Below are 22,624 nucleotides of genomic sequence, written 5' to 3'. Positions count from 1 at the left end.
GAGTCCGTAATGGTCAGGCGTTTTGTAGTACGTCCTTTGTTAGCGCTGTGCATTATCGGCGGCAGTCCGCTGCTGCTGGCGGCAGAAGGCGGTGGCGGCCGGCCGATGACCGGCCTGGGGGTATTTTCCAATGCCGGGATCGTGCCACCTGAACCCGGCTGGGCCATGTCGTTAAGCAGTTTCTGGTATGACGGCGAGCTCAAGGGCAACGTCCAGGTGCCCATCGTTGGCGCCCTGAGTACCGGCATCGACCTGAAAGTTTCCTACACCATGGCCAACTTCACCCATGTCTGGGACACCGGCAAGGGTCGCTGGAATTACGCGTCGGCCTTCGGCATACCCGTGCAGTACACCGACATTTCGGCGAGCATCACCGGGCCGCGCGGCCGGACGCTGGGTACCGGGGACACCGGCACCCAGTTCGCCGACATGCTGGTGACGCCGATCGCTGCCGGCTATCACTTCGACGAGGTCAATCACCTCTCGCTGTCGCTGCCGATCTACCTGCCGACCGGTGCCTACAACGATAATCGCCTGGCCAACGCCGGACAGAACAATTACACCTTCATGCCCACGGTGGCCTTCACCCATCTCGACGGCAAGGGGGGTGAGTTCACCCTGTCCGGCGGGCTGGAAATCTACACCGAAAACGACGCCACCGATTACCGCAACGGCAACCTCTTCACCCTCGATGCCCTCTGGACCCATGGCCTCGGCAACGGCTGGAACGCCGGGATGGTGGCCGGGTACATCCAGCAGCTCACCGACGACTCCGGGTCAGGCGCCAACAGCGGCTTTCGCGGGCGTTCGGTGGGTGCCGGGCCGACGGTGGGCTGAGCGGGCAAATTCGCCGACGCCCAGGCCAGCGTCAACGCCCGCTGGGTGCCGGAGTTCGACACCAAGAACCGGCCTGAAGGCAATGGCTTCAGCGTCAACCTGACCCTGGCGTTTTTCTAGACATGATCAGTTCCCGACTGGCGCCGGCGCCCGGACGGTTTTCAAAGAGAAAGTGAGCCCCCATGACTGCACTCAATGATCTCAACGCCCTGCAAGCCAGCATCGCCGAAGCCGTGCTTGGCCAGGATCAGGTGATCCGGCAGATTCTGCTCGGTCTGTTGGCCAACGGCCATTTGCTGTTGGAGAGCCTGCCGGGCCTGGCCAAGACCCGCACGGTCAAGGCGCTGGCCAAACATCTGGACGCGAAAATGAGCCGCATCCAGTTCACCCCCGACCTGCTGCCGTCGGACGTCACCGGTGCCGAAGTGCTGCACCAGATCGATGGCAGGAACGAGATCCAGTTTCAGCCCGGCCCGCTCTTTGGCAACCTGATTCTGGCGGACGAAATCAACCGCGCGCCGGCCAAGGTGCAGGCTGCGCTGCTCGAAGCGATGGAAGAGCGGCAGATCACCGTGGCCGGCAACAGCCACGTCCTGCCGGAGTTGTTCATCGTGGTGGCGACACAAAACCCGATTGAACAGGAAGGCACTTACCCGCTGCCGGAAGCGCAGATGGACCGTTTTCTGATGAAGGTTCTGCTCGATTATCCGAGCGCGGAAAACGAGAGCCAGGTGCTGCGGCTGTTGCGTGAAGAAGAAATTGCGTTGGGCGCCAAAACATCCCCGATGCAGGGTTTCGCGTTGTCGCAAGAGGTGATTTTTGCCGCGCGCCGGGAAGTCAGCGCGGTGCACGTCTCTCCGGCCATCGACCGCTACCTGATCGACCTGATCAACGCCACTCGCCATCCTGCCGATTACGACGCCGACCTTGGGCGGTGGATCGCCATTGGCGCCAGCCCGCGTGGCGGTATCGGCCTTGACCGTTGCGCCCGGGCCGATGCGTGGTTGCAGGGGCAGGATTTTGTCTCGCCGGACAACGTCCGCGCCGTAGTGCATCCGGTGCTGCGGCATCGGTTGCAGTTGAGTTATGACGCGGTGGCTGACGGTGTGAGCGCCGATCAGGTGCTGGATCGCATTCTCGATAAAGTCGCGATCCCGGCCTGAGGTTGAAATGGAAAGTGTTGACGGTCTGGTCTATGTCTCTCTGGCGCAGTTGATGGCACTGGAGTTCAAGGCCCGTGACCTGAGTTTTCTCGCGCGTCAGCCGCAGGGCAGCATCCTCGCCGGCAACCATGCGTCGCGGTTGCGCGGTCGCGGGTTGAATTTCGATGAGCTGCGCCGCTATCAACCGGGGGACGATTTGCGTCACCTCGACTGGCGGGCTTCGCTGCGTACCGGCAAACCGGTGGTGCGCACCTTTACCGAGGAGCGCGACCGGCCGGCATTGATCCTCGTGGATCAGCGCATGTCGATGTTCTTCGGCTCGCAACGCAGCTTCAAATCCGCCCTCGCCGCCGAACTGGGCGCACTGGCGGCGTGGATGGTGTTCAACGCCGGTGACCGGGTCGGTGGGCTGGTGTTCAACGATTTACGCATCGACGCGATTACGCCGCTACGCAGCCGTAAACGCATCGAAGCGTTGTGCAGTCGCATCGTCGAGCAAAACCAGGCATTAAACGCGGCGAACCCGGATGCCGAGGGCGAAGACCAGCTCGACAACGTCTTGCAGCACTGCCTGGCGGTGGCCGGTCACGACCACCTGATCTGCATCGTCAGCGACTTTGCCGGCGCGGGTGAACGCACCCTCAAACTGATGCGGCAACTGGCGGCGCACAACGATGTGATCGCCATGCAGGTTTACGACCCGCTGGCGCTGAATCTGCCGAAAAACGGCCGCTTGCTGATTACTCAAGGTCAGCTGCAAGTGGAGCTGGCGGTGGAGCAACGCAACGTTCATCAGCCACTGGGGGATTTTCTCAGCGGTCGCCTCAAGGACGTCGCCACCCTGCTGCGCCGCAGTCAGGTGCCGCTGATGATGTTCAGCACCGCGACCGAAGCGCAGGAGCAACTGCGCACGGAACTGGGCAGGCGTCGACGATGAACCCGAACATTCCGAGCATCGAACAACTCAAGGAAATTGCCCTGCCGGCACCGGTCAGTTACGCACCGCAGACGTGGGGTTGGTGGGTGTTGCTGGCGCTGTTGATTGGCGCGGGACTGGGGGTCGGCGCGCGGCGGTATTGGCAATGGCGGCGGGATCGGTACCGGCGGGAGGCGTTGGTGCGGTTGGCGGAATTGCAAAGTAGCGCTGATCAAATCAGTGCCCTGCGCGAACTTCCCGAACTGCTTAAACGCGTAGCCCTGTCGATGCCCTCAACCCGGATCACAACCCCTGTGGGAGCTGGCTTGCCAGCGATGGGGCCGTTGAAGTTTGCACTGCCCTTACGGACGCCATCGCTGGCAAGCCAGCTCCCACAAGGTCCTGCGGTACTTGGGGGAACGGATTGGCAGGTTTTTTTGCAGCGGCACAGCGCCCAGCCATTGCCTGCGGATTTCAGCCAGCAACTGGCACAGCTGGCCTACGCCCCCGATGCGACTTTGTTGGCATTGCCCGGTGATCAGCGTCAGCAGTTGTTCGACACCTGCAGACGCTGGGTGGAGCATCATCATGTGGCAGCTTGATTACCCTTGGCTGTTATTGCTGCTGCCGTTGCCGTGGTTGGGTTACCGCTTTCTGCCCGATTACCGCGAAGCGCGCAGCGCGGTGCGGGTGCCGTTTTTTGGCGCAATGAGCCGCGCGGTCGGCCAGGCACCCAGCGCAGTGGGCACCCGCAGCAATCGCTGGCAGTTACTGCTGAATCTGCTGGTGTGGGCGCTGGTGCTGCTGGCGGTTGCACGCCCGGTGCTGGTGGAGAAACCCATCGAGCGCCAGCAACCGGTGCGCGACCTGATGCTGGCCATCGACATTTCCCAATCGATGGAAACCACCGATTTCACCGATGCCAGCGGGCGGAAAATCAATCGCCTGGCCGCCGTCAAGGAAGTGGTCCACGGCTTTATCGACAAACGCAAAGATGATCGCCTGGGCCTGATCGTCTTCGGCAGCGGCGCTTATCCGCAGGCACCGCTGACGCTGGATCACGCCAGCCTGTCGCTGCTGCTGGACGACACCGGTATCGGCATGGCCGGGCCGAACACCGCCATCGGCGATGCGATTGGCCTGAGCCTGAAGTTGCTCGATCAGGCCCGTGAACGGGAAAAAGTCCTGATCCTGCTCACCGACGGCAACGACACCAGCAGCGCCATTACCCCGGATCACGCCGCATCGATGGCGGCGGCTAAAGGTGTGGTGATTCACACCATCGGCATCGGCGACCCCACCGCAGAAGGTGAAGCCAAGGTCAATCTGCAAGGCTTGCAGCAAATCGCCGACGCCACGGGCGGCAAATTCTTCCGCGCCGAAGACCGTAACGCGCTGGATCAGGTTTACAACACCCTCGACACCCTCACCCCGCATCAGGTGAAAACCCTCAGCCACCAGCCGAAAAAGGATCTGTTCTGGTGGCCGTTGGGTGCCGCCACCGCATTGCTGGCGCTCTACCACCTTGGCGCCCTGCTCCGTCCGCACCTGACACTCGCCCGACAGCGGCAGGAGGCCTGAGATGGAAATCAACCTCAGTGACTTCCATTTCCTGCGTCCGCTGTGGCTCGTATTGGTGCCGTTCGCCGCGTTGCTTCCCGTGCTGTGGCGTCGCAGTCGTGATTTGCGGCGGCGCTTGCGCAGCAACATTGCCGCGCACTTGTTGCCGCATTTGCTGATAACCCCGCAGGATCAACAGCGCTTTCGGCCCGTGCATCTGGTCTGCGCGGTGTTAATGCTGGGCGCCATCGCCGCTGCCGGCCCGACCTGGGAACAGGACCGCCCGGATTTTCTCGAGAACCGTGCGCCGCTGATCATTGCCATCGACCTGTCGCCGTCCATGGACGCCAGCGACGTCGCGCCCAGTCGCCTGGAAGCGGCCAAACACAAACTGCACGACCTGATCCAGCGCCGTGCCGGTGCGCGCAACGCGCTGATCGCCTACGCCGGCAGCGCCCATCTGGTGTTGCCGCCGACCGATGATCCGGCGTTGCTCGACACCTTCATTCAAGCGCTGAGCACCGACCTGATAGCCAGACCGGGGAAAAATGTCGGCGCGGTCATCGATGAAGCGAAACGTCTGTTGGCCGCCGAGAAAACTCCCGGCACGTTGTTACTGATTACGGACGGTGCAGACACCTCGCAACTTAGCGGCCTGGATAAGCAACTGAACGACAGCGCACTGCAAGTGCTGATTCTCGCCGTTGGCAGCGAGGACGGCGGGATCATCCACGACGCCAATGGCCAGCCACGCACCGACAGCAATGGTCGCCCCGCGCTCGGCAGTTTTGATCAGGCCGCGCTCAAGCAGCTGGCTTCAGCCACGGATGCGCCGCTGGGCAGCCTGACGCTCAATGCCGATGACCTGGACTGGATCGAGTTGCACGCCCGGCAGCATTTTCAGGCGGCCAGTGATGAGCAACGCGAACTGCACTGGAAGGACGCCGGTTACTGGCTGTGCTGGCCACTGCTGTTGATCGCGTTCTTTAGCGTGCGCAAGGGCTGGAGCCTGAACTGGATGGCCGGGATGTTGCTGGCGCTGAGCGTTGGATTCCAGCCGACCCGCGCCGAAGCCAATGCCTTGACCGACGCGTTTTTCACCCCGGACCAGCAAGGCCGCTGGGCTTTCGAACACGAGCATTTCCCCCAGGCTGCCGCGCTCTTCCACGACCCGTACTGGAAAGGCATTGCCGCCTATAACGCGGCGGATTTCGACGTGGCGCTGGCAAGTTTTGCGCGTCTGGAGACGCCCCAGGCGTATTTCTACCTGGGTAACATTTATGTGCGGCGTTTCAAGTTCGATCAGGCGATTGCGGCGTACACCCAGGCGCTGAAGTTGCAGCCGCAGTTTCCAGAGGCCACCGCCAATCTGGCGTTGGCCATGGCCTTGCAGAAAGACACCGAGAGCGCCGAGCAGAACGCCCCCGAGGTCAAGCCCGACGAAATCAAAATGGACAAGGCGCCGGGCAAGGGGCAGAGCAAAGCTGTGCAGACCGAACAGGCGACGTCGGATGCGTTGTGGTTGCAGAACCTGACGACTTCACCGGCGACGTTTTTGAAGCAGAAGTTCAGTTTGCAGGATCAGGCGGGGGGCAAGCCATGAACCGAGTGATGGCCTTCGCGAGCAGGCTCGCTCCCACAGGGCGCACACAAATCCAATGTGGGAGCGAGCCTGCTCGCGAAGGCATCAGCTCACTCACCACACAAATCGGCACCTTACTCTGCTGCCTGATCACCTCAACCGCGCTGGCCGCCGAACCTGAACTGCGCCTCCAGACCCACCTGCAACCCGCCACCCCGATCATGGTCGGCGGCCTGCTCGAGCTGCAGCTCGACGTCCTCACCGACACCTGGTTTACCGACGCCCCCACCCTGCCCGACCTCAAACTCCCCGGCGCGCTGGTCTTGCCGCCAGACGGCCACGCCGAACACATCAACCAGACAATAGAAGGCAAGTCGTTCAACGGCCTGCGCTACAGCTACCGCATCTCACCAAACCTGGCCCAGGGTTTCGACATTCCGCCGCTGACCGTGCGTGCCACTCCCGGCCAGGCCAGCGCGCCCCTGAGTGCGCAAAGCCAGCCGCTGCACTTCAGCGCCACGCAGCCGCCGGGGTTCAAGCCCGGTGAGCCGGTGCTGGTCGCACAAGCCCTGCGCTTCACGCAAACAGTGATCAACTCGGCGACTCCGCTGAAGGTCGGCGACAGCCTTACCCGAGTGCTGACCTTGCAGGCCGACGGCGCCCTCGCCATGGCGCTGCCCGTGCCACCGCTGGGGGATGGCGCCGGTCTCAGCCGTTACCTGAAAGCCCCACAGGTCAGTACGCTGGACGACGGCCGGGGCAACTTCACCGGCGGCCAGCGCATCGACACCGTGACTTACCGCATCGACACCGAAGGCCGCCACACCCTGCCGGCGGTCGAGGTCAAATGGTGGGACGCCGGCAGCCAGCAAACCCGCACCGCGCAAGTGCCCGCCGTGAACGTCGACGCCGTCGCCAACAGCGCCTACAAACCCGTGTTCTCCATCACCGAAGACCTGCAAAAACTGGGTCAACAAAGCCGCTTACACCTCTCCGGGCACTGGCTGGTTGTCTTGGCGCTGCTGTCCGCCGTCGTGCTACTCGGCTGGCTCGCGCGTCCATTTGCGCGTCGCGCGTACAACGCTGCGCAAGCCAGACGCCGGGCCCGACAGGCCGCCTGGCTGGCATCCGCCGATTACGCGTGGCGACAGATCCCGGCACAAATCGACGCCAGACCCGCGCAACTCAGCGCGCTGTACCTGTGGCTCAGACGCAGCCGTGGCGGCCTGAAACTCAGCGCCCTCGGTCCGCGCCCGCAGGACCTGTTACGCGTGGTTTACAGCAACCCATCGGCCGCAGATCAGGCGCTGCGTCAACTCAAACAATCCTTGGCTACGCTGCATAGTCAGGCCTCGCATCACCGTGCACCTCCCCCTTCAGCACTACGGCCCTTGAACCCCGTCCCCGAGAAGGATTTCCCATGACGAACCCGAACTCCCTTCCCCACCGCTACGGACTTGCCTTGTTGTTCGCATTGGCCCTTCCGCTGCTGGCGCAGGCCAATGAACCCTTGCCCTCATGGAACGACGGCCCGGCGAAGAAGACCATCATCGAGTTTGTGCAGACGGTCACCGATCAAACCAGCAAGGACTTCGTCAAACCCGCCGACCGCATCGCCGTGTTCGATAACGACGGCACGCTGTGGAGCGAGCAGCCGATGTACTTCGAATTGCTGTTTTCCCTGGATGAAGTCAAGCGCACCGCGCCGCAGCACCCGGAATGGAAAACCACCCAGCCCTTCAAAGCCGTGCTGGAAAATGATCACAAGGCGCTCGCCGAGACGGGCATGGACGGCCTCAAGAAAATTGTCGGCGTCACCCACAGCGGCATGACCACCGAAGCCTTCGACGACTACGCCAAGACCTGGCTGAGTCAGGCCAGGCACCCGAAGACCGGCAAGCCCTACACGGAAATGATCTACCAGCCGATGCTGGAAATGCTCGACTACCTGCGCAGCCAGGACTTCAAGACCTACATCGTCTCTGGTGGCGACACCGGGTTCATGCGCGCCTTCGCCGAGCAGGTCTACGGCATCCCGCCCGAGCAGGTGATCGGCACCCGCTTCGTCACCGAGTTTCAATACAAGGACGGCAAAGCCTCGATCGTGCGCATGCCCAAACTGGCGCACAACGACGACGGCCCGGGCAAACCGGAAAGTATTGACACAGTGATCGGCCGTCGACCGATCCTCGCCTTCGGCAACTCCGACGGCGATCTGCAAATGCTCCAGTGGACGGCCGCCGGGCCGGGCAAACGGTTCATGGGTCTGGTGCATCACACCGACGCCAAGCGCGAATGGGCCTACGACCGCCAATCCGACATCGGGCGTCTGGACAAGGCGCTGGACGAAGCAAAAACCCGAGGCTGGACTATTGTGGATATGGCGTCCGAATGGCGCCGGGTCTATCCGTTTGAATCCGCCGCACCTGGGCAAGTGCAATAGAAAAGCGTAACGCAGGACCGCAATAACGTTCGTCGCACCACGCGACACCGCGCAAAAGGAGCAAGTCAGATGACTCGCATACGCAAGTGGCTACCGAAATTCGCCCTGGTGGCAGCCTCGGTGATGGCGATTTCGGCAACTGCCGGGGCCGCCGAAAAACCCAACATTCTGGTGATCTTCGGCGACGACATCGGCCAGACCAACATCAGTGCCTATTCCATGGGCGTGGTCGGGTACAAGACGCCGAACATCGACCGGATTGCCAAGGAAGGCATGATGTTCACCGACTATTACGCGGAGAACAGCTGCACCGCAGGGCGCTCGTCGTTCATCACCGGGCAGACGCCGTTGCGCACAGGGCTGTCGAAGGTGGGCGTTCCGGGCGCCCCCGTGGGCATCCAGAAGCGCGACATCACCCTAGCTCAGGCACTCAAGTCCCAGGGCTACGCCACCGGCCAGTTCGGTAAAAATCACCTGGGCGACCGGGATGAATACCTGCCAACCAACCATGGCTTCGACGAGTTCTTCGGCAACCTTTACCACCTCAATGCCGAAGAAGAGCCGCAGCGGCCGTACTGGCCCAAAGACGACCCCGAATGGGTCAAGGCCAACTCCCCGCGGGGTGTGATCCACAGCTTCGCCGACGGCAAGATCGAAGACACCGGCGCATTGACTACCAAGCGCATGGAAACCATCGACGACGAAACCACCGCCGCCGCGCAAGCGTTTATCGAGAAACAGGCCAAGGCGGATAAACCGTTCTTTGTCTGGATGAACACCACGCGCATGCACGCGTACACTCACGTGCGTGAATCCATGCAAGGCCAGAGTGGCATGCCGGGCAACGAGTACGCCGACGGCATGCTCGAACATGACGGGGATGTCGGCAAACTGCTGAAAACCCTCGACGACCTGAAAATCACTGACAACACCATCGTGGTCTACACCACTGACAACGGTCCGAACCAGTGGTCGTGGCCGGATGCGGCAACCACGCCGTTCCGTAACGAGAAGAACTCCAACTGGGAAGGCGCCTACCGCGTTCCGGCGATGGTGCGCTGGCCGGGCAAAATCAAACCGGGCGAAGTGTCCAACGAAATGTTCTCGGGCCTGGACTGGTTCCCGACGTTGCTGGCGGCTGCCGGCGACACAGACGTCAAGGACAAGCTGCTCAAGGGCTGGGCACCGACGTCGGGCGGCAGCAATTACAAGGTGCATCTGGATGGCTACAACCAACTGCCCTACCTGACAGGCCAATCACCGAAGAGTGAGCGCACGGAGTTTTTCTACTTCAACGATGATGGCGTGCTGGTGTCCATGCGCTCGGGAAACTGGAAAGCGGTGTTCTGCGAACAACGCAAACCGGGTGGTTTCGAGGTCTGGGCTGAACCGTTTGTGTGCCTGCGCGTACCGAAAATCTTTAACCTGCGCATGGATCCGTATGAACGCGCCGATGTGGTTTCCGATCAGTATTACGACTTCACGTCCAAAAACGCCTACCTCATATCGTGGTTATCCGCCCGGGCCGCACAATTCCTGCAAACCTTTGTCGAGTATCCGCCGAGCCAGAAACCAGCGAGTTTCAGCATCGATCAGGTCCGTGCTGCCGTGGACGCCAAAATCGAAGCAAAAATGAAAGCTGCACAGTAAAACCGCTCGACCGCCGCTCGCCCTCACCGGCGAGCGGCCCTTTTTATGCAATGTGCACCGGTCCTATGTAGGAGCTGCCGCAGGCTGCGATCCTTTGATCTTGGGCGTCGTCCATAATCGCTAAAGTCAAAAGATCGCAGCCTGCGGCAGCTCCTACGGGTTTTGGTGTTCAATTCGATATTTGTGCAAGGCAATAAGTCCATGTCCTCACGCGTCGCCAGCAAGTCGTCGGCCCTGCCCGCCTCTCATGTCAGCACCCCGGCGCTGCTGATCCCCGCCCTGTTGCTGTTCGTTTCCGGTGCCGCCGCGCTGGTGTATCAGGTGCTGTGGATCAAGCAGCTGTCGCTGGTGGTCGGCGTCGAGGTTTATGCGATCACCACCGGTATCAGCGCGTTTTTTGCCGGGTTGGCACTCGGCGGATGGCTGTTCGGGCGCTGGGCGGATCGTTTGCAGCAACCGGTGTTGCTGTATGCCGGGCTGGAAGTGTTAGTGGCGGTGCTGGGTGTTAGCGCGACGTTTGCGATGAGTCTAGCGGCCAGCCCGTTTGCCTGGCTGGAGCAGCACGTCGGGCTGGCCGCGTGGGTATTGCCGTTTGCGCTGGTGGGCATTCCGGCACTGTTGATGGGCGGCACCTTGCCGGTGCTGGTGCGCTCGCTGGCCACCGACCCGCAGCACCTGGGCAACGCTGGCGGCCAGCTCTACGCGGCGAACACCGCCGGGGCCATCGCCGGGACGCTGCTCGCCGCGTTTGTATTGATCGCCACCCTCGGCGTTCGCGGGAGCGCGCTGGCGGCAGCGATGCTCAATCTGTTGGCCGCCGCAGGTGCCTTGTGGTTCCAGCGTCATCGTCCGTTGCCAATTGAAGCGCCGGCGCAACACACCGCCAGCAAAAGCCCCGACCGACTGGCCTTGTGGCTGTATTCGATTGCCGGTGGCGTCGCCCTCGGCTACGAGGTGGTCTGGTCGCAATCCATCGTGCAATTCATGAGCACCCGCACCTACGCGTTTGCCGTGGTGCTGGCGACGTACCTCACCGGGTTGTTTCTGGGCAGCATGCTGCTGGCCCGTCGGGTCGATCGTATTCGCGATCCGTGGGGTGTGTTCGGCTTGCTGATCGCCGGTGCCGGCCTGATTGCGTTATTGGAAATCGCCCTGCTCGGACGCTGGTTGATCGTTGCCCAAAGCCTCGCCGAATCCTCGGTCCTGTCGTTGGGCGCCAGTGAACTGGCGGGCATGAGTGCCCGGTTTGCGGTGGCGGCCTTGAGCATCGTGTTTGTGCCCACCCTGTTGCTCGGCGCGGCGTTCCCCCTGGCCTTGCGCCTGAGCGTCGGCCGTGAGCAGGTCGGGCGGGATGTCGGCGCCGTGGTCGCTTTCAACACCCTCGGCGGGATTATCGGGGTGATGCTCTGTGGGTTTGTGCTGATTCCGTTGTTGGGGCTGGTGCGGACATTGGGGCTGTTGGCGATTGTCGCCGCCGGCATTGGTTATTTCGCCGTGCGCAAAGCCCACGGCGTGAAGAAAGGCCGCCGTCAGGCGGTGGTTGCCATCGGTCTGCTGTCGGTGGCGGTGGCGGTGTTTACCCCGGTGAACAAACTCGCCAGCCTGCTGCCCGGTGCCCGCAACGCCACACTGGCGTTCTACGAAGAAGGACGCGGTGGGACCGTGGCGGTGGTCACCCAAGGCAAGGGCCAGAAAGCCTTCCAGCGCTTGTACATCCAGGGCGTCTCCAACACCGGCGACGCCATGCCGTCCCTGCGTTACATGCGCATTCAGGCGCTGCTGCCACTGCTGATCCACACTGGCGAACCGCGTTCGGCGCTGGTAATCGGCTTTGGCACCGGCATCACCGCCGGCGCGCTGACCCGCTATCCGGGTCTGGAGCACCGAGTGGTGGCCGAGTTGCTGCCCGCTGTGGTCAACGCCGCGCCACTGTTCAAAGGCAATTTCAATGCCGCTGCCGATTCCGGTGTCGACGTTCGCCTGCGCGACGGGCGCCAGGAACTGCTGCGCAATCCGCAACGCTATGACTTGATCACCCTCGAACCGCCGCCGCCCTCCGCCGCTGGCGTGGTTAATCTTTACTCCCGGGACTTCTACCAACTGGCCGCCAGTCGCCTGGAGAAACAAGGCCTGGTCGCTCAGTGGCTGCCGCTGCCGACGCAGAACATCGATGATTCGCGCGCTCTGGTGCGCAGCTTTCTCGATGTCTTCCCGTACGCCACGCTGTGGACCAGCGAGTTCCACGAGATGCTGCTGGTGGGTTCGATGGAGCCGATTGAACTGGACGCGGCAAAGATCAACGGGCGCTTCCAGCAGGACAGCGTGCGCAGCACTTTGCAGGATGTGGGCATTGGCTCCGCCGCGGCATTGCTCGCCACCTGGGTGACTGATCGCGCGGGGCTGGAGCGTTTCGCCGCCGACGCACTGCCGGTGACCGACGATCGGCCGCGTATCGAGTACGCAACTTGGGTGCGGGCCAAAGAGATCAGCCGCGTGTTGCCGGCGCTGCTGGATTTGCGGGTGGCGCCACCGTTGGTGAACGCCGATGCGGGGTTTGTCGAGCGGATGAATGCGCACCAGCAGAGGTTGATGCAGTTCTATCGGGCGAGCCTGCATGCCTATGACGGCGACCGTGATGCGTGGGCCCGGGATATTCGCGAAGTGATGCGCGGGGATGGCGGGAATCCGTATTACCGGTGGTTTGTCGGGGAGTGATGCAGACCGCTATCGCGAGCAGGCTCGCTCCCACAGGGGTCATGTGTCGTTCACAAATCCACTGTGGGAGCGAGCCTGCTCGCGATGGGGTCATCAGCCTCAGCGCATTACTTGGATTTCAATTTCAGATACGACTGATGCAAATCCGCTGCCCAGCCATCGATCACGCCTTTCACGTCATCGGCCTTCATCACCTGAGCTTCGTTTTCCAGTGGCTTGCCGGTGCCTTTGCGCACCACCTGGGCCAACACTTTGTTGTTGCCGCCATCGAGGAACACCGCTTCGGTAGCCAGGTCGGTTTCCTGATCGCGAATCCCGCTGGCCGTACTCACCGCCGCGGCCACCAGCGCAATCGGAATCACCTCGTAAGGTTTCAAGCCTTCGGTCTTGCTGCTGACCGCAGTGATTGCCGCACGCATCACAATCACACCTGGGCCGGGACCGGTGGCCAGCGGCAGGGATTTACTGATTTCGCGCTTGAGCGCCTGATCGTAGTAACTGGTGATGCCATTGAGCGTGGTCTGGGGAATTTTCGCCGTCGGCTGCGGCTTCGGATAAAGCTGGGTCGGCTCAACGTAGACGCTGGTGTATTTGCTGATGTCGACCTTCGGATCGATCCAGCGCATCACCACCGCCCCGGAAGGCGACTTGGCCTCCTTGAGCTGGCTGTAATCCTTGAGAAAGCCCGAGTACTCATCCGGCTCTACCGTCTTGCTGGCGCAGCCCACCACCCCGATCGAGGCAATGCACAGCGTGCTCATCATTAATGCAAACTTCATGCGGTAACTCCTGTAAGGCGGTCGACAACGGTTTGGAAACGAATGTTACAGGTATAGCCAATGCGCCGCCTTTTGTTGGGGAAAATCACAATATTCATCTCCCACCGGTGCCCAAGAGCCTCACCGTCATTTGACAGCTGCCCTCCCTCCGGTAAAGCTGCATCGAGCGAAAACGCGCGCCTGACGGCAAACGCACCCGGACCCTGGAAGTCGCAATGCCGAAACATAAAAATAAAGCGCCCGCCTCTACCCCTGATGTGCCAACGACCTTGATCAATCGCTCTTTGTTTCCCGTGCTTATCGGCGTATTGCTGCTGGCCATCGCGGGCATCGGCTGGTTTCTGATGAGCAGCAAACCGGCGGCGTACACGCCGGCCAGTACTCCCGTCACGGCTGCGGTGAAACCCCAACCGGTGAGCGTGGCCCCGGCGACGATGGTGGATGAGCAGCAATGCCAGGGCTGCCACAGCGCGCAGGTGAAGGATTGGCAGGGTTCGCATCACCAATTGGCGATGCAGGCTGTCAACGAAAATACCGTGCTGGGGGATTTCAACAACGTCACGTTCAAGGCGGAAAACGAAACCACCCGATTCTCGCGCAAGGACGACACCTACTGGGTCAATACGCCGGGCATTGATGGCAAGAACGCCGACTTCAAGGTGGCCTACACCTTTGGTATCGCACCGTTGCAGCAGTATTTGATCGAGGTTGGCGAAGGCCGGTTGCAAGCGCTGGGCGTGGCCTGGGATACCGAGAAACATCGCTGGTTTCACCTCTACCCCGGCCAGGGTGTGACGTTCAAGGACCCGCTGCACTGGAGCAAACCAAGCCAGAACGCCAATTTCATGTGCGTCGAATGCCACACCACCGGTTACAAGCGCAACTTCGACGCGGCCAATAACACCTTCGACAGCCACTGGAACAGTCTCGGCGTCGGGTGCCAGGCGTGCCACGGTCCGGCCTCCAGTCACCTTGAATGGAGCGCGAAAAAGAGCGACCTGATTCACGCCGGTTTTGCCGTCGACCTCAAGGACAAGGACGCCACCGTAGAGATCGAAACCTGCGCCCGCTGCCATGCTCGACGCGCGCCGCTCGGCGATGGCTTTACCGTCGGCAAACGGCTGATGGATGACTACCTGCCAAGCCCCCTGACCCGCGAGCTGTATGCGCTGGATGGCAAGATCAAGGATGAGGTGTTCGAACACGGCTCCTTCGCCCAGAGCAAAATGTCCGACAAAGGTGTGCGCTGCAGCAACTGCCACAACCCTCACAGCAACCAGCTCAAGGCCGAGGGCAACGGCGTCTGCCTGCAATGCCACAACAGCGCCGGCAAGACTTCGGTGGCCGGTGTCGATGGCCAGGGCCTGCAAGCGAAAAATTACCAATCCATCGAACACACGCGCCACGCCGAGGGCCAGCCGGGCTCGCAGTGCGTGGATTGCCACATGCCCGGCAAGTTCTACATGGGCAACGACTTCCGTCACGATCACAGCTTCAGCATTCCCAACCCCGAGCGAGCGAAAAAACTCGGTACGCCGGACGCTTGCCTGACCTGTCATCAGGGCAAGGCCGGCGATAAAGTTACCGAGCAATTCAAACGCTGGAACACCTCCACCGCCGCGCAGGCGCCCCGCTACGATGAAAGCCTGTGGCTGATTCGCAACGGGCAGCCTGGCGCGGCGCAAGCCTTGTATGAGCAGTTGCAACGCAGCAACCTGCCGGCCATTCAACGCGCGACATTGCTGGCCGAATTACCGCTGTACCCGAGCGAACAGGCGTTGAAGCTGGCGACGCAGGACTTGCGCCACCCGGCGCCGCAAGTGCGTGAAAGTGCGGTGCGGGCGATCAGCGCCTTCCTGCCGCCGCCAGAACGTGCGCCGTTGCTGACGCCATTGCTGACTGATCCGGTCAAGGCTGTGCGCATCGCCGCCGCCCGGGATCTGCTCGGCGTAGCCCGTGATGGGTTGGGCAGTGCTCAAACCAGCTGGAATGCAGCCATTGCCGAGTATGAAGCGGTACAAAAGAGCCTGGCCGAGCGCGCCGAAGCCAACCTGAACCTGGCCATGCTCTATCAGGCCAGCGGTCGCAGCAGTGAAGTCGAAACACTGCTGCGCACGGCGCTCAAGCGTGATCCGGACTTCTACCCGGCGCTGGTGACGCTGGTGCAGTGGCTGGAAGCTGGTGGACGCGGCCAGGAAGCGCAGACGCTGTTGGCGCAAAGCCTGAAAGCGCACCCGGACGCGGCCCTGCTGCAACATACCCAAGGCTTGTCGCTGATTCGGGCCGGGCAAGCGGATCGGGCGATGACCGCCCTGCGCAAAGCGGCGCAACTTGAGCCGGAAAACGCGCAATACGGTTACGTGCTGGCGGTAGCGTTGCACGACAGCGGCAAGGTCGATGAGGCCTGTGAAGAGCTGGAGCGCCTGCTTAAAGCTCAACCGGCCAATCGCAATGCACGGTTGGCGTTGATCCAGTATTACCTGAACAACGGGCAGGAACCGAAAGCCCAGGTGCTGTTGCAGGGCTGGAAAAAAATGAACATGGGGGACCCGGCGTTGAAGTGATTCGGGGTTGAGCCGGAGGACCTTCGCGAGCAGGCTCGCTCCCACAGCGGATTTGTGAACGACGCATAACCCCTGTGGGAGCGAGCTTGCTCGCGATGGGGCCAGCGCAGGCAACAATCATTTCCACCCGGCCACCCTTCAACGCCGCCGGAACAACGGCCGCGGTTCAATCACCGAACGTCCGTACAACACGCTCATGCCCGCCAGCCCTTTGAGGGCATCTTCGGCAGACTTGTCTTCGCGCACTGCAAAGCTGTCGAAACCGCATTGGCGCATGTGGCTGAGTTGATCGCGCAGGACATCGCCCACCGCGCGCAATTCGCCGGTCCAGCCCAGTCGGGTGCGCAGCAAGTACGCCTGGCTATAGGCGCGCCCGTCCCGAAAACTGGGGAAATCCAGGGCAATCAACGGCAACTGCGCAAACCACGGTTTGAGGCTCTCCACCTCATCGTCCGGCCCCAGCCAGACCCCCTCCGTTTGCCGGCCTTCCAGCCAAATCAGCATCGGCAAAATGACCGGGGCGGTGGACCGTGGGGCCTCGGCATCGCGGATCAGCGTCCACGGGTCGTCACTGACAATCCGCGCCACACCGGCCTCCAGCCGCAGCAGATTGTTCATGCCGAGACCTCCAGCAGCTTCGGATACACCGCCTCCTTGAACGGCTCCAGACCGATGCGCTGCAGCGTGTCGACGAACAGTTCTTCACTCTCACGGTAACGCACGAACGTCGCGATGATCTGTTCGATAACGTCAGGCACTTCCACGGCGCTGAAGGACGGGCCGATGACCTTGCCCAACGCACTGTTTTTGCCTTGGGCGCCGCCCAGCGTGATCTGGTACCACTCACTGCCGTTCTTGTCGACGCCAAGAATGCCGATGTTACCAATATGGTGATGACCGCAGGCGTTCATGCAACCGGAAATGTTGAGGCTGATGTCACCCAGATCGTGCAGGAAGTCCAGGTCTTCAAAGCGCGCTTGAATGCTGTGGGTGATCGGGATCGACTTGGCGTTGGCCAGGGCGCAGAAGTCGCCACCGGGGCAGGCAATGATGTCAGTGAGCAAACCAGCATTGGCGCTGCCCAGGCCATGCTCACAAGCCAGGGTCCAAAGTGCGAACAGGTCTGCCTTCGGCACATCCGGCAGGACGATGTTCTGTTCGTGGGCGATCCGGATCTCGTCAAAGCCGAACCGCTCGGACCATGCGGCCACGGCGTCCATTTGCTCCCCGGTGACGTCACCCGGTGGCGAGGCGATACCCGGCTTGGTCGACAGCACCACACTGGCGTAGCCTGGCACTTTGTGTGGCTGGACGTTGCGCGTCACCCAGCGGGCGAAGGCTGGGTGCTCGGCCATGCGTGTGCCAAATTCCAGGTCAGTGCTGGACAGCGCCCGATAATCCGGTGGCACGAAGGCGCTGGCCACGCGCTCGTATTCAACACTGGTCAATTGCGCCGGGCCGTCCTTGAGGTACTGCCACTCCTCCTCCACTTCCCTGGCGAAGGCTTCGATACCGAGCGCCTTGACCAGAATTTTGATCCGCGCCTTGTACTTGTTGTCGCGCCGGCCGTGGCGGTTATAGACCCGCAGCACCGCCTCGACGTAGGACAGCAAGTGCTGCCACGGCAAGCCTTCGCGAATCTGCAAACCAAGGATCGGCGTGCGTCCCAGACCACCGCCAACGATGACTCGCAGCAGCATCTGTCCATCGGCGCCGGGGTAAAGATAGAGGCCGATGTCATGCATCATGATCGCTGCGCGGTCCTGCTCGGCGGAGCAGATGGCGATCTTGAATTTGCGCGGCAGGAACAGGAATTCCGGGTTGATCGTCGACCACTGGCGGAGGATTTCCGCCAATGGCCGCGGGTCGATCAGTTCGTCTGCGGCCACCCCGGCGAAGGCTTCAGTGGTGATATTGCGCACACAGTTGCCGGAGGTCTGGATCGCATGCATTTCGACCCCGGCCAGGCGCTCGAGAATGTCCGGTACCCGGGCCAGTTCGATCCAGTTGAACTGCATGTTCTGCCGGGTGGTGAAATGCCCGTAACCGCGGTCGTAATCCCGGGCGATGCTCGCCAGCGTGCGCATTTGCCGGGCGCTCAGGGTGCCGTAGGGAATCGCCACGCGCAGCATGTAAGCGTGTTTTTGCAGGTACAGGCCGTTCTGCAAACGCAATGGCAGAAATTCCTCCTCGCTCAACTCGCCCGCCATATAGCGTTCGACCTGATCGCGAAACTGCGCAACGCGTTCAAAAACCAGCGCCCGGTCATAGTCGTCGTACTGATACATGTGGCTACCTCATCAGGATTGATCGGGCTCTGGGCTGATGCCGGGCGCTCCCACTGGGGGTGATGGCATCAGACTTTGCGGCTCGTTTTCTGTCTGTGACTATGGACCTACGGCGCAGTACGTTAAAGATTCAGCTAAACAGTAAAAAACCGGATCAGCGTGCGACCGATCAACGCAGGCAGGCCTCACATCTGATCCGCATAAACTGCTTTTTTCTGAGTCTGTTTTGTTTAGGTCCGGGTTTCTACAGTGGTTGCATGCCAGTCCGGGTGGGCTGGCAAGACTTTGCCACCGTGGAAGCATTGACCATGAGCACAGCAACAATCGGACAGGCCTATAACTACAAGGTTGTCCGCCAATTCGTCGTGGCGACCATTGTCTGGGGCGTCGTGGGGATGGCGATGGGGGTGTGGATTGCCTCGCAACTGGTGTGGCCCGAGATGAACCTCGACCTGCCGTGGACCAGTTTCGGCCGCTTGCGTCCGCTGCACACCAGCCTGGTGATTTTCGGTTTTGCCGGCAGCGCACAATTCGCCGCCAGTTATTACGCGGTACAGCGCACCTGCCAGGTGCGACTGTTTTCGGACACCCTCGCCGCCTTCACTTTCTGGGGCTGGCAATCGGTGATCGTGGTGATGCTGATCACGCTGCCGCTGGGCTACACCACCACCAAGGAATACGCCGAGATCGAGTTCACCGGCGCGGTGTGGATGACCGTGGTCTGGGTCGCTTACGCGGTCGTGTTTTTCACCACGGTGGTGCGACGCAAGACCCAGCACATCTACGTCGGCAACTGGTTTTTCGGCGCGTTCATCGTGGTCATCGCCATGTTGCACGTGGTCAATCACCTGTCGATTCCGGTGGACTGGTTCAAGTCCTATCCGGTGTACTCCGGCGCCACCGACGCCATGGTGCAGTGGTGGTACGGGCACAACGCCGTGGGTTTCTTCCTGACCACCGGGTTCCTCGGAATGATGTATTACTTCGTGCCGAAACAGGTCGGGCGGCCGGTGTATTCCTATCGCCTGTCCATCGTGCATTTCTGGGCGCTGATCACCTTGTACATCTGGGCCGGTCCGCACCACCTGCACTACACCGCGCTGCCGGACTGGGCGCAATCGCTGGGCATGGCGATGTCGCTGATCCTGCTGGCCCCGAGCTGGGGCGGGATGATCAACGGCATGATGACGCTGTCCGGTGCGTGGCATAAATTGCGCACCGACCCGATCCTGCGTTTTCTGGTGTTGTCGCTGGCCTTCTACGGCATGTCGACGTTCGAAGGGCCGATGATGGCGATCAAGACGGTCAACGCCCTCTCCCACTACACCGACTGGACCATCGGCCACGTCCACGCCGGTGCGCTCGGCTGGGTGGCGATGATCACGTTTGGCTCGGTGTACCACATGGTCCCGAAAGTCTTTGGCCGCGAGCAGATGTACAGCACGCCGCTGATCAACCTGCACTTCTGGCTGGCAACCATCGGCACCGTGCTGTACATCGCCTCGATGTGGGTCAACGGCATCACCCAGGGCCTGATGTGGCGCGCGATCAACGACGACGGCACGCTGACCTATTCCTTCGTCGAATCGTTGCAGGCCAGCCATCCGGGGTTCGTCGTGCGGTTCGCCGGCGGCGTGTTCTTCCTCTGCGGCATGCTGCTGATGGCCTACAACGTCTGGCGTACCGTGCGGGTAGCCGATGTGAAGATGGCCGAACGTGAAGCGCAGATTGCCTGAAACAGGAAGCCTGAAATGATCGAGATTTTAGTGAATGGCCTGGTGGTGCTGGGGCTTTGGCTGGCGGTCGAATATTGCCTGAAGGAGCAGACCGCGCAGAGTCTGGAAGATGCCAGCCTGATACCGTTTGCCGATGACCCGCAAGTGGCGCGGCGGGTGGAGCTGGCGACGGGCAAAGTCGTGAACGCAGTGGCTCCGGAGGTGCTGAAACCCGGGTGGGGCAACCTCGATATATGATCCAAAACCGATCACTGTGGGAGCGAGCTTGCTCGCGATGGCGGACTGACATTCACACTGATGTTGCCTGGCACGCCGCTATCGCGAGCAAGCTCGCTCCCACAGGGTTATGTGTCGATCACGGGGAGCTTAGCTGCGCTCGCGGGGGATCAGGCTCTGCAACTGCTGCGCCAAAAAGTTCGCATCGAAGGCAAAGGTGTCTGGGTCTTTCAAGCCGTTGGTCTTGCGCCATTGCCAGCTGTTCGACGGTGGCAGGCACACCAGGGAGATGCTGCCGTAACGCGCGGCGGTCAGGCCCATCACCGCCAGCGAAATCTGCCCGCCCGCGCCCATTACGTCCGGGACAAACTCAACAGGTTTGCCGGCGATAACGATCCCCAGCTTCTCGGTCTGGAAGGTCGAGGTTTCGACCGGAACGCTCGGCCCCGAGGCGATGTACGCTTCGCGACTCACCTCCAGCAGATTTGGCGCCTTGACCGGTTCCAGCCATTGCTGAATCTGGTCGAACAGTTCGGTGATGCTCTTCTTCCACACAGCTGATTGCGACTCGAACAGCTGTTTTTTGTGCGCTTCGCTGTCTGCGTAGTGGCGGAGCATCTCGCCCAGTTGCTGTACGTCGTCCATTGCGGTGTTCCTTTGGTTGAAGCAGTGCTGCGGACTTTGAGCATGGCAGATGCGCGCGACCGGCGTACGACTAAAAGTCCGAGCGGTAGCGGCGAGCGGGTCAGTCCCTGGGCGTGCGACGCAGACGCGCCATGCTCAAGGTGTCCACCAACCGGCCGTCACGCACGGCGTAGTCGCGAAACAGGCCTTCGGTTTCGAAGCCGAACTTGCGGTACAAGCTGATGGCCGCTTCGTTATCGGCGTACACCGAAAGCTCGACCCGTTGCAGGTTCATCCAGTTGTCGGCGATGTCCAGCGCGGTGGCCCACAACTTCGAGCCAACACCCTTGCCCTGCCACGCCTCGCAGACACCCATGCCCAAACTGCCGGCATGGCTGCGACGAATGCGCGAGAACTGCTCCAGGCCGATGTTGCCGATCACCGTGCCCTGATGCAGCGCCACCAGTTTGACAAGACGCTCACCTTTTGGATCGTGTTCAGCCCTCGAACCACTCACGGCGTTCGCTGAAGGTGTTGTGAATCAGTTCGACGATCATTTGTACCTGCGCGTCGTCTTTGGACTGCGAACTCACCGCCATCCACACCTGCCGCTGCATCGGCCCGTCAAACAACCCCGGCAACGCAATCAGGCCACGGTCGAAGCGACTCATGTAGCCCGGCAGCAAACCGATGCAGGCGCTGCAACGGATCATTTCCAGCATCAACGCGTAGGAATGCAACTGCACCACGCCAGCGAGACGCTGGTCGACGATGTCATTCCACGGCCGGAAATGCTCCACTTGCCGCTCGTAATGCCATTGAACCAGTAGAAAATCCGCCAGGTCATCAAGGCTTGCCGGGCGGGCGGTCACCCGCGAATAGCGTTTGGCTATGTGCGGCAGATAATCGAGCTGCGCCAGACACTGAGGTTCGCTGACGGCGAAACTCGGGCCGGGGGCCATCGCTTCGGCGCCACCCAGCCAGACCACCACGTCGGCACTGACGGCTTGCAGGGAAAGGTCGCTGTCCAGCGAGATAATCTCCAGTCGCACACTGGCGTTGCGCCGCAGCAGCGAAACCAGATCGCGCCCGAGAATGTCATGCACAATGGTGTCCGCGACAGCCAGACGAATCAGCGGTTGCTCGATCACCGGCAACTTGCGCTCGTGGGCCAATGCAACCAGCTGCGCATGAAAAAGTTGACCATCGCGACTGAGTGTCAGTGCGCTGCCCTGGAACCGGAACAGCGTGCGTTGCAGTTGCTCTTCCAATTGGGCCAGGTGCTTGCGCAAAATTGTTGGTCGTACATTGAGGCTGCGGGCAGCCTGCATGAAGCAGCCACAGCGGGCGCTGACCAGGAAATACTGAGCCACCTCGGTATCGAGCCCGGCAGCGAGCGCCACCAGCGGGTCGGTTCCCGCCATTGGGGATCGGTAGTCGTCAACACGCTGGCGCCCCGTGGATTCGGTAAAAGACATCAATGACTCCCTGTCGTTCTTTTTGTGGATGTGCTTGCGTTTACCCCCGGTGGAAGCAGACCTGCTCACTCCA

At 61.6% G+C, this 22,624-nt stretch carries 17 protein-coding genes and 2 pseudogenes; 13 read left to right on the top strand and 6 right to left on the bottom strand.

What is annotated here, in order from left to right:
- Nucleotides 1–9 precede the first annotated feature (9 nt).
- The 10 genes and pseudogenes from F8N62_RS07410 (at nucleotide 10) to F8N62_RS07365 (ending at nucleotide 12,866) form a co-directional block, all read left to right on the top strand.
- Nucleotides 10–957, top strand: a pseudogene (locus F8N62_RS07410) (transporter).
- A gap of 62 nt (nucleotides 958–1,019) precedes the next feature.
- On the top strand, nucleotides 1,020–2,000 hold the full coding sequence (locus tag F8N62_RS07405) for an AAA family ATPase (protein ID WP_150710335.1): 981 nt from the start codon (nucleotides 1,020–1,022) through the stop codon (nucleotides 1,998–2,000).
- 7 nt (nucleotides 2,001–2,007) lie between these two features.
- On the top strand, nucleotides 2,008–2,937 hold the full coding sequence (locus F8N62_RS07400; RefSeq protein ID WP_150710334.1) for a DUF58 domain-containing protein: 930 nt from the start codon (nucleotides 2,008–2,010) through the stop codon (nucleotides 2,935–2,937).
- Nucleotides 2,934–3,518 carry a DUF4381 domain-containing protein gene (locus F8N62_RS07395; RefSeq protein WP_150710333.1) on the top strand — a complete coding sequence of 195 codons (585 nt, stop codon included), beginning with the start codon at nucleotides 2,934–2,936 and terminating at the stop codon, nucleotides 3,516–3,518. The genes F8N62_RS07400 and F8N62_RS07395 overlap by 4 nt, the downstream gene beginning before the upstream one ends.
- Nucleotides 3,505–4,497, top strand: coding sequence for a vWA domain-containing protein (locus tag F8N62_RS07390; RefSeq protein ID WP_150710332.1), 993 nt, complete (start codon nucleotides 3,505–3,507; stop codon nucleotides 4,495–4,497). Before F8N62_RS07395 ends, F8N62_RS07390 begins: the two co-directional genes overlap by 14 nt.
- A gap of 1 nt (nucleotide 4,498) precedes the next feature.
- Nucleotides 4,499–6,079 (top strand): VWA domain-containing protein, encoded by a 1,581-nt coding sequence (locus tag F8N62_RS07385; RefSeq protein WP_150710331.1) that lies wholly within the window; start codon nucleotides 4,499–4,501, stop codon nucleotides 6,077–6,079.
- Nucleotides 6,076–7,482, top strand: coding sequence for a BatD family protein (locus F8N62_RS07380; protein WP_150710330.1), 1,407 nt, complete (start codon nucleotides 6,076–6,078; stop codon nucleotides 7,480–7,482). Before F8N62_RS07385 ends, F8N62_RS07380 begins: the two co-directional genes overlap by 4 nt.
- Nucleotides 7,479–8,501, top strand: coding sequence for an HAD family hydrolase (locus F8N62_RS07375; RefSeq protein WP_150710329.1), 1,023 nt, complete (start codon nucleotides 7,479–7,481; stop codon nucleotides 8,499–8,501). Before F8N62_RS07380 ends, F8N62_RS07375 begins: the two co-directional genes overlap by 4 nt.
- Nucleotides 8,502–8,570: 69 nt before the next feature.
- Complete coding sequence (locus F8N62_RS07370; protein WP_150710328.1) at nucleotides 8,571–10,151, top strand: arylsulfatase; 1,581 nt, start codon at nucleotides 8,571–8,573, stop codon at nucleotides 10,149–10,151.
- Nucleotides 10,152–10,352: 201 nt separating this feature from the next.
- The gene (locus F8N62_RS07365) at nucleotides 10,353–12,866 is read left to right on the top strand and encodes a fused MFS/spermidine synthase (protein WP_150710327.1); all 2,514 of its coding nucleotides are present in this window, start codon (nucleotides 10,353–10,355) and stop codon (nucleotides 12,864–12,866) included.
- A 107-nt stretch (nucleotides 12,867–12,973) separates the two neighbouring features.
- On the opposite strand, the gene F8N62_RS07360 is transcribed toward F8N62_RS07365, so the two are convergent.
- On the bottom strand, nucleotides 12,974–13,645 hold the full coding sequence (locus F8N62_RS07360; RefSeq protein ID WP_150710326.1) for a DUF3313 domain-containing protein: 672 nt from the start codon (nucleotides 13,643–13,645) through the stop codon (nucleotides 12,974–12,976).
- Between the two features lie 215 nt (nucleotides 13,646–13,860).
- Between F8N62_RS07360 and F8N62_RS07355 the strand changes: the two genes are divergently transcribed.
- Nucleotides 13,861–16,209 carry a tetratricopeptide repeat protein gene (locus F8N62_RS07355; protein ID WP_150710325.1) on the top strand — a complete coding sequence of 783 codons (2,349 nt, stop codon included), beginning with the start codon at nucleotides 13,861–13,863 and terminating at the stop codon, nucleotides 16,207–16,209.
- 138 nt (nucleotides 16,210–16,347) lie between these two features.
- Here the strand turns inward: F8N62_RS07355 and F8N62_RS07350 are convergent, their stop codons facing one another.
- Both F8N62_RS07350 and F8N62_RS07345 read right to left on the bottom strand, forming a co-directional pair.
- Complete coding sequence (locus F8N62_RS07350) at nucleotides 16,348–16,827, bottom strand: DUF934 domain-containing protein (protein WP_150710324.1); 480 nt, start codon at nucleotides 16,825–16,827, stop codon at nucleotides 16,348–16,350.
- A complete protein-coding gene (locus F8N62_RS07345; RefSeq protein WP_150710323.1) occupies nucleotides 16,824–18,497 on the bottom strand; it encodes a nitrite/sulfite reductase in 1,674 nt (557 codons plus the stop codon). Before F8N62_RS07345 ends, F8N62_RS07350 begins: the two co-directional genes overlap by 4 nt.
- A 308-nt stretch (nucleotides 18,498–18,805) precedes the next feature.
- Here F8N62_RS07345 and ccoN point away from each other — a divergent pair, with 308 nt between their 5' ends.
- Entirely contained in the window at nucleotides 18,806–20,233 is a 1,428-nt protein-coding gene (gene ccoN, locus F8N62_RS07335; RefSeq protein ID WP_150710322.1) for a cytochrome-c oxidase, cbb3-type subunit I, read from the top strand.
- Nucleotides 20,234–20,248: 15 nt separating this feature from the next.
- On the top strand, nucleotides 20,249–20,470 hold the full coding sequence (locus F8N62_RS07330) for a cbb3-type cytochrome c oxidase subunit 3 (protein ID WP_150710321.1): 222 nt from the start codon (nucleotides 20,249–20,251) through the stop codon (nucleotides 20,468–20,470).
- A 129-nt stretch (nucleotides 20,471–20,599) separates the two neighbouring features.
- Here F8N62_RS07330 and F8N62_RS07325 read toward each other — a convergent pair whose 3' ends face one another.
- The 3 genes and pseudogenes from F8N62_RS07325 to F8N62_RS07315 all read right to left on the bottom strand — a co-directional run bounded on the left by F8N62_RS07325 (nucleotide 20,600) and on the right by F8N62_RS07315 (nucleotide 22,551).
- Nucleotides 20,600–21,094 (bottom strand): hypothetical protein, encoded by a 495-nt coding sequence (locus tag F8N62_RS07325; protein WP_150710320.1) that lies wholly within the window; start codon nucleotides 21,092–21,094, stop codon nucleotides 20,600–20,602.
- Between the two features lie 100 nt (nucleotides 21,095–21,194).
- Nucleotides 21,195–21,554: pseudogene (locus F8N62_RS07320) on the bottom strand (GNAT family N-acetyltransferase); the annotation flags it as partial.
- A 16-nt stretch (nucleotides 21,555–21,570) separates the two neighbouring features.
- Nucleotides 21,571–22,551 (bottom strand): LysR family transcriptional regulator, encoded by a 981-nt coding sequence (locus tag F8N62_RS07315; protein ID WP_150710319.1) that lies wholly within the window; start codon nucleotides 22,549–22,551, stop codon nucleotides 21,571–21,573.
- Nucleotides 22,552–22,624 lie beyond the last annotated feature (73 nt).

This window comes from Pseudomonas fluorescens (genome assembly GCF_902497785.1).
In the GTDB taxonomy this organism is placed as follows: domain Bacteria; phylum Pseudomonadota; class Gammaproteobacteria; order Pseudomonadales; family Pseudomonadaceae; genus Aquipseudomonas; species Aquipseudomonas fluorescens_BO.
Note: the sequence above shows the minus strand (reverse complement) of the source record. Positions and strands in the feature narration are given on the sequence as shown.

Bases quoted from the DNA above. Each gene is read 5' to 3' on its own strand.
- F8N62_RS07370 (WP_150710328.1), top strand. From the start codon at position 8,571: ATGACTCGCATACGCAAGTGGCTACCGAAATTCGCCCTGGTGGCAGCC.
- F8N62_RS07375 (WP_150710329.1), top strand. From the start codon at position 7,479: ATGACGAACCCGAACTCCCTTCCCCACCGCTACGGACTTGCCTTGTTG.
- F8N62_RS07385 (WP_150710331.1), top strand. From the start codon at position 4,499: ATGGAAATCAACCTCAGTGACTTCCATTTCCTGCGTCCGCTGTGGCTC.
- F8N62_RS07355 (WP_150710325.1), top strand. From the start codon at position 13,861: ATGCCGAAACATAAAAATAAAGCGCCCGCCTCTACCCCTGATGTGCCA.
- F8N62_RS07325 (WP_150710320.1), bottom strand. From the start codon at position 21,094: ATGGACGACGTACAGCAACTGGGCGAGATGCTCCGCCACTACGCAGAC.
- F8N62_RS07330 (WP_150710321.1), top strand. From the start codon at position 20,249: ATGATCGAGATTTTAGTGAATGGCCTGGTGGTGCTGGGGCTTTGGCTG.
- F8N62_RS07315 (WP_150710319.1), bottom strand. From the start codon at position 22,551: ATGTCTTTTACCGAATCCACGGGGCGCCAGCGTGTTGACGACTACCGA.
- F8N62_RS07395 (WP_150710333.1), top strand. From the start codon at position 2,934: ATGAACCCGAACATTCCGAGCATCGAACAACTCAAGGAAATTGCCCTG.
- F8N62_RS07400 (WP_150710334.1), top strand. From the start codon at position 2,008: ATGGAAAGTGTTGACGGTCTGGTCTATGTCTCTCTGGCGCAGTTGATG.
- ccoN (WP_150710322.1), top strand. From the start codon at position 18,806: ATGAGCACAGCAACAATCGGACAGGCCTATAACTACAAGGTTGTCCGC.
- F8N62_RS07390 (WP_150710332.1), top strand. From the start codon at position 3,505: ATGTGGCAGCTTGATTACCCTTGGCTGTTATTGCTGCTGCCGTTGCCG.
- F8N62_RS07405 (WP_150710335.1), top strand. From the start codon at position 1,020: ATGACTGCACTCAATGATCTCAACGCCCTGCAAGCCAGCATCGCCGAA.
- F8N62_RS07345 (WP_150710323.1), bottom strand. From the start codon at position 18,497: ATGTATCAGTACGACGACTATGACCGGGCGCTGGTTTTTGAACGCGTT.
- F8N62_RS07350 (WP_150710324.1), bottom strand. From the start codon at position 16,827: ATGAACAATCTGCTGCGGCTGGAGGCCGGTGTGGCGCGGATTGTCAGT.
- F8N62_RS07360 (WP_150710326.1), bottom strand. From the start codon at position 13,645: ATGAAGTTTGCATTAATGATGAGCACGCTGTGCATTGCCTCGATCGGG.
- F8N62_RS07380 (WP_150710330.1), top strand. From the start codon at position 6,076: ATGAACCGAGTGATGGCCTTCGCGAGCAGGCTCGCTCCCACAGGGCGC.
- F8N62_RS07365 (WP_150710327.1), top strand. From the start codon at position 10,353: ATGTCCTCACGCGTCGCCAGCAAGTCGTCGGCCCTGCCCGCCTCTCAT.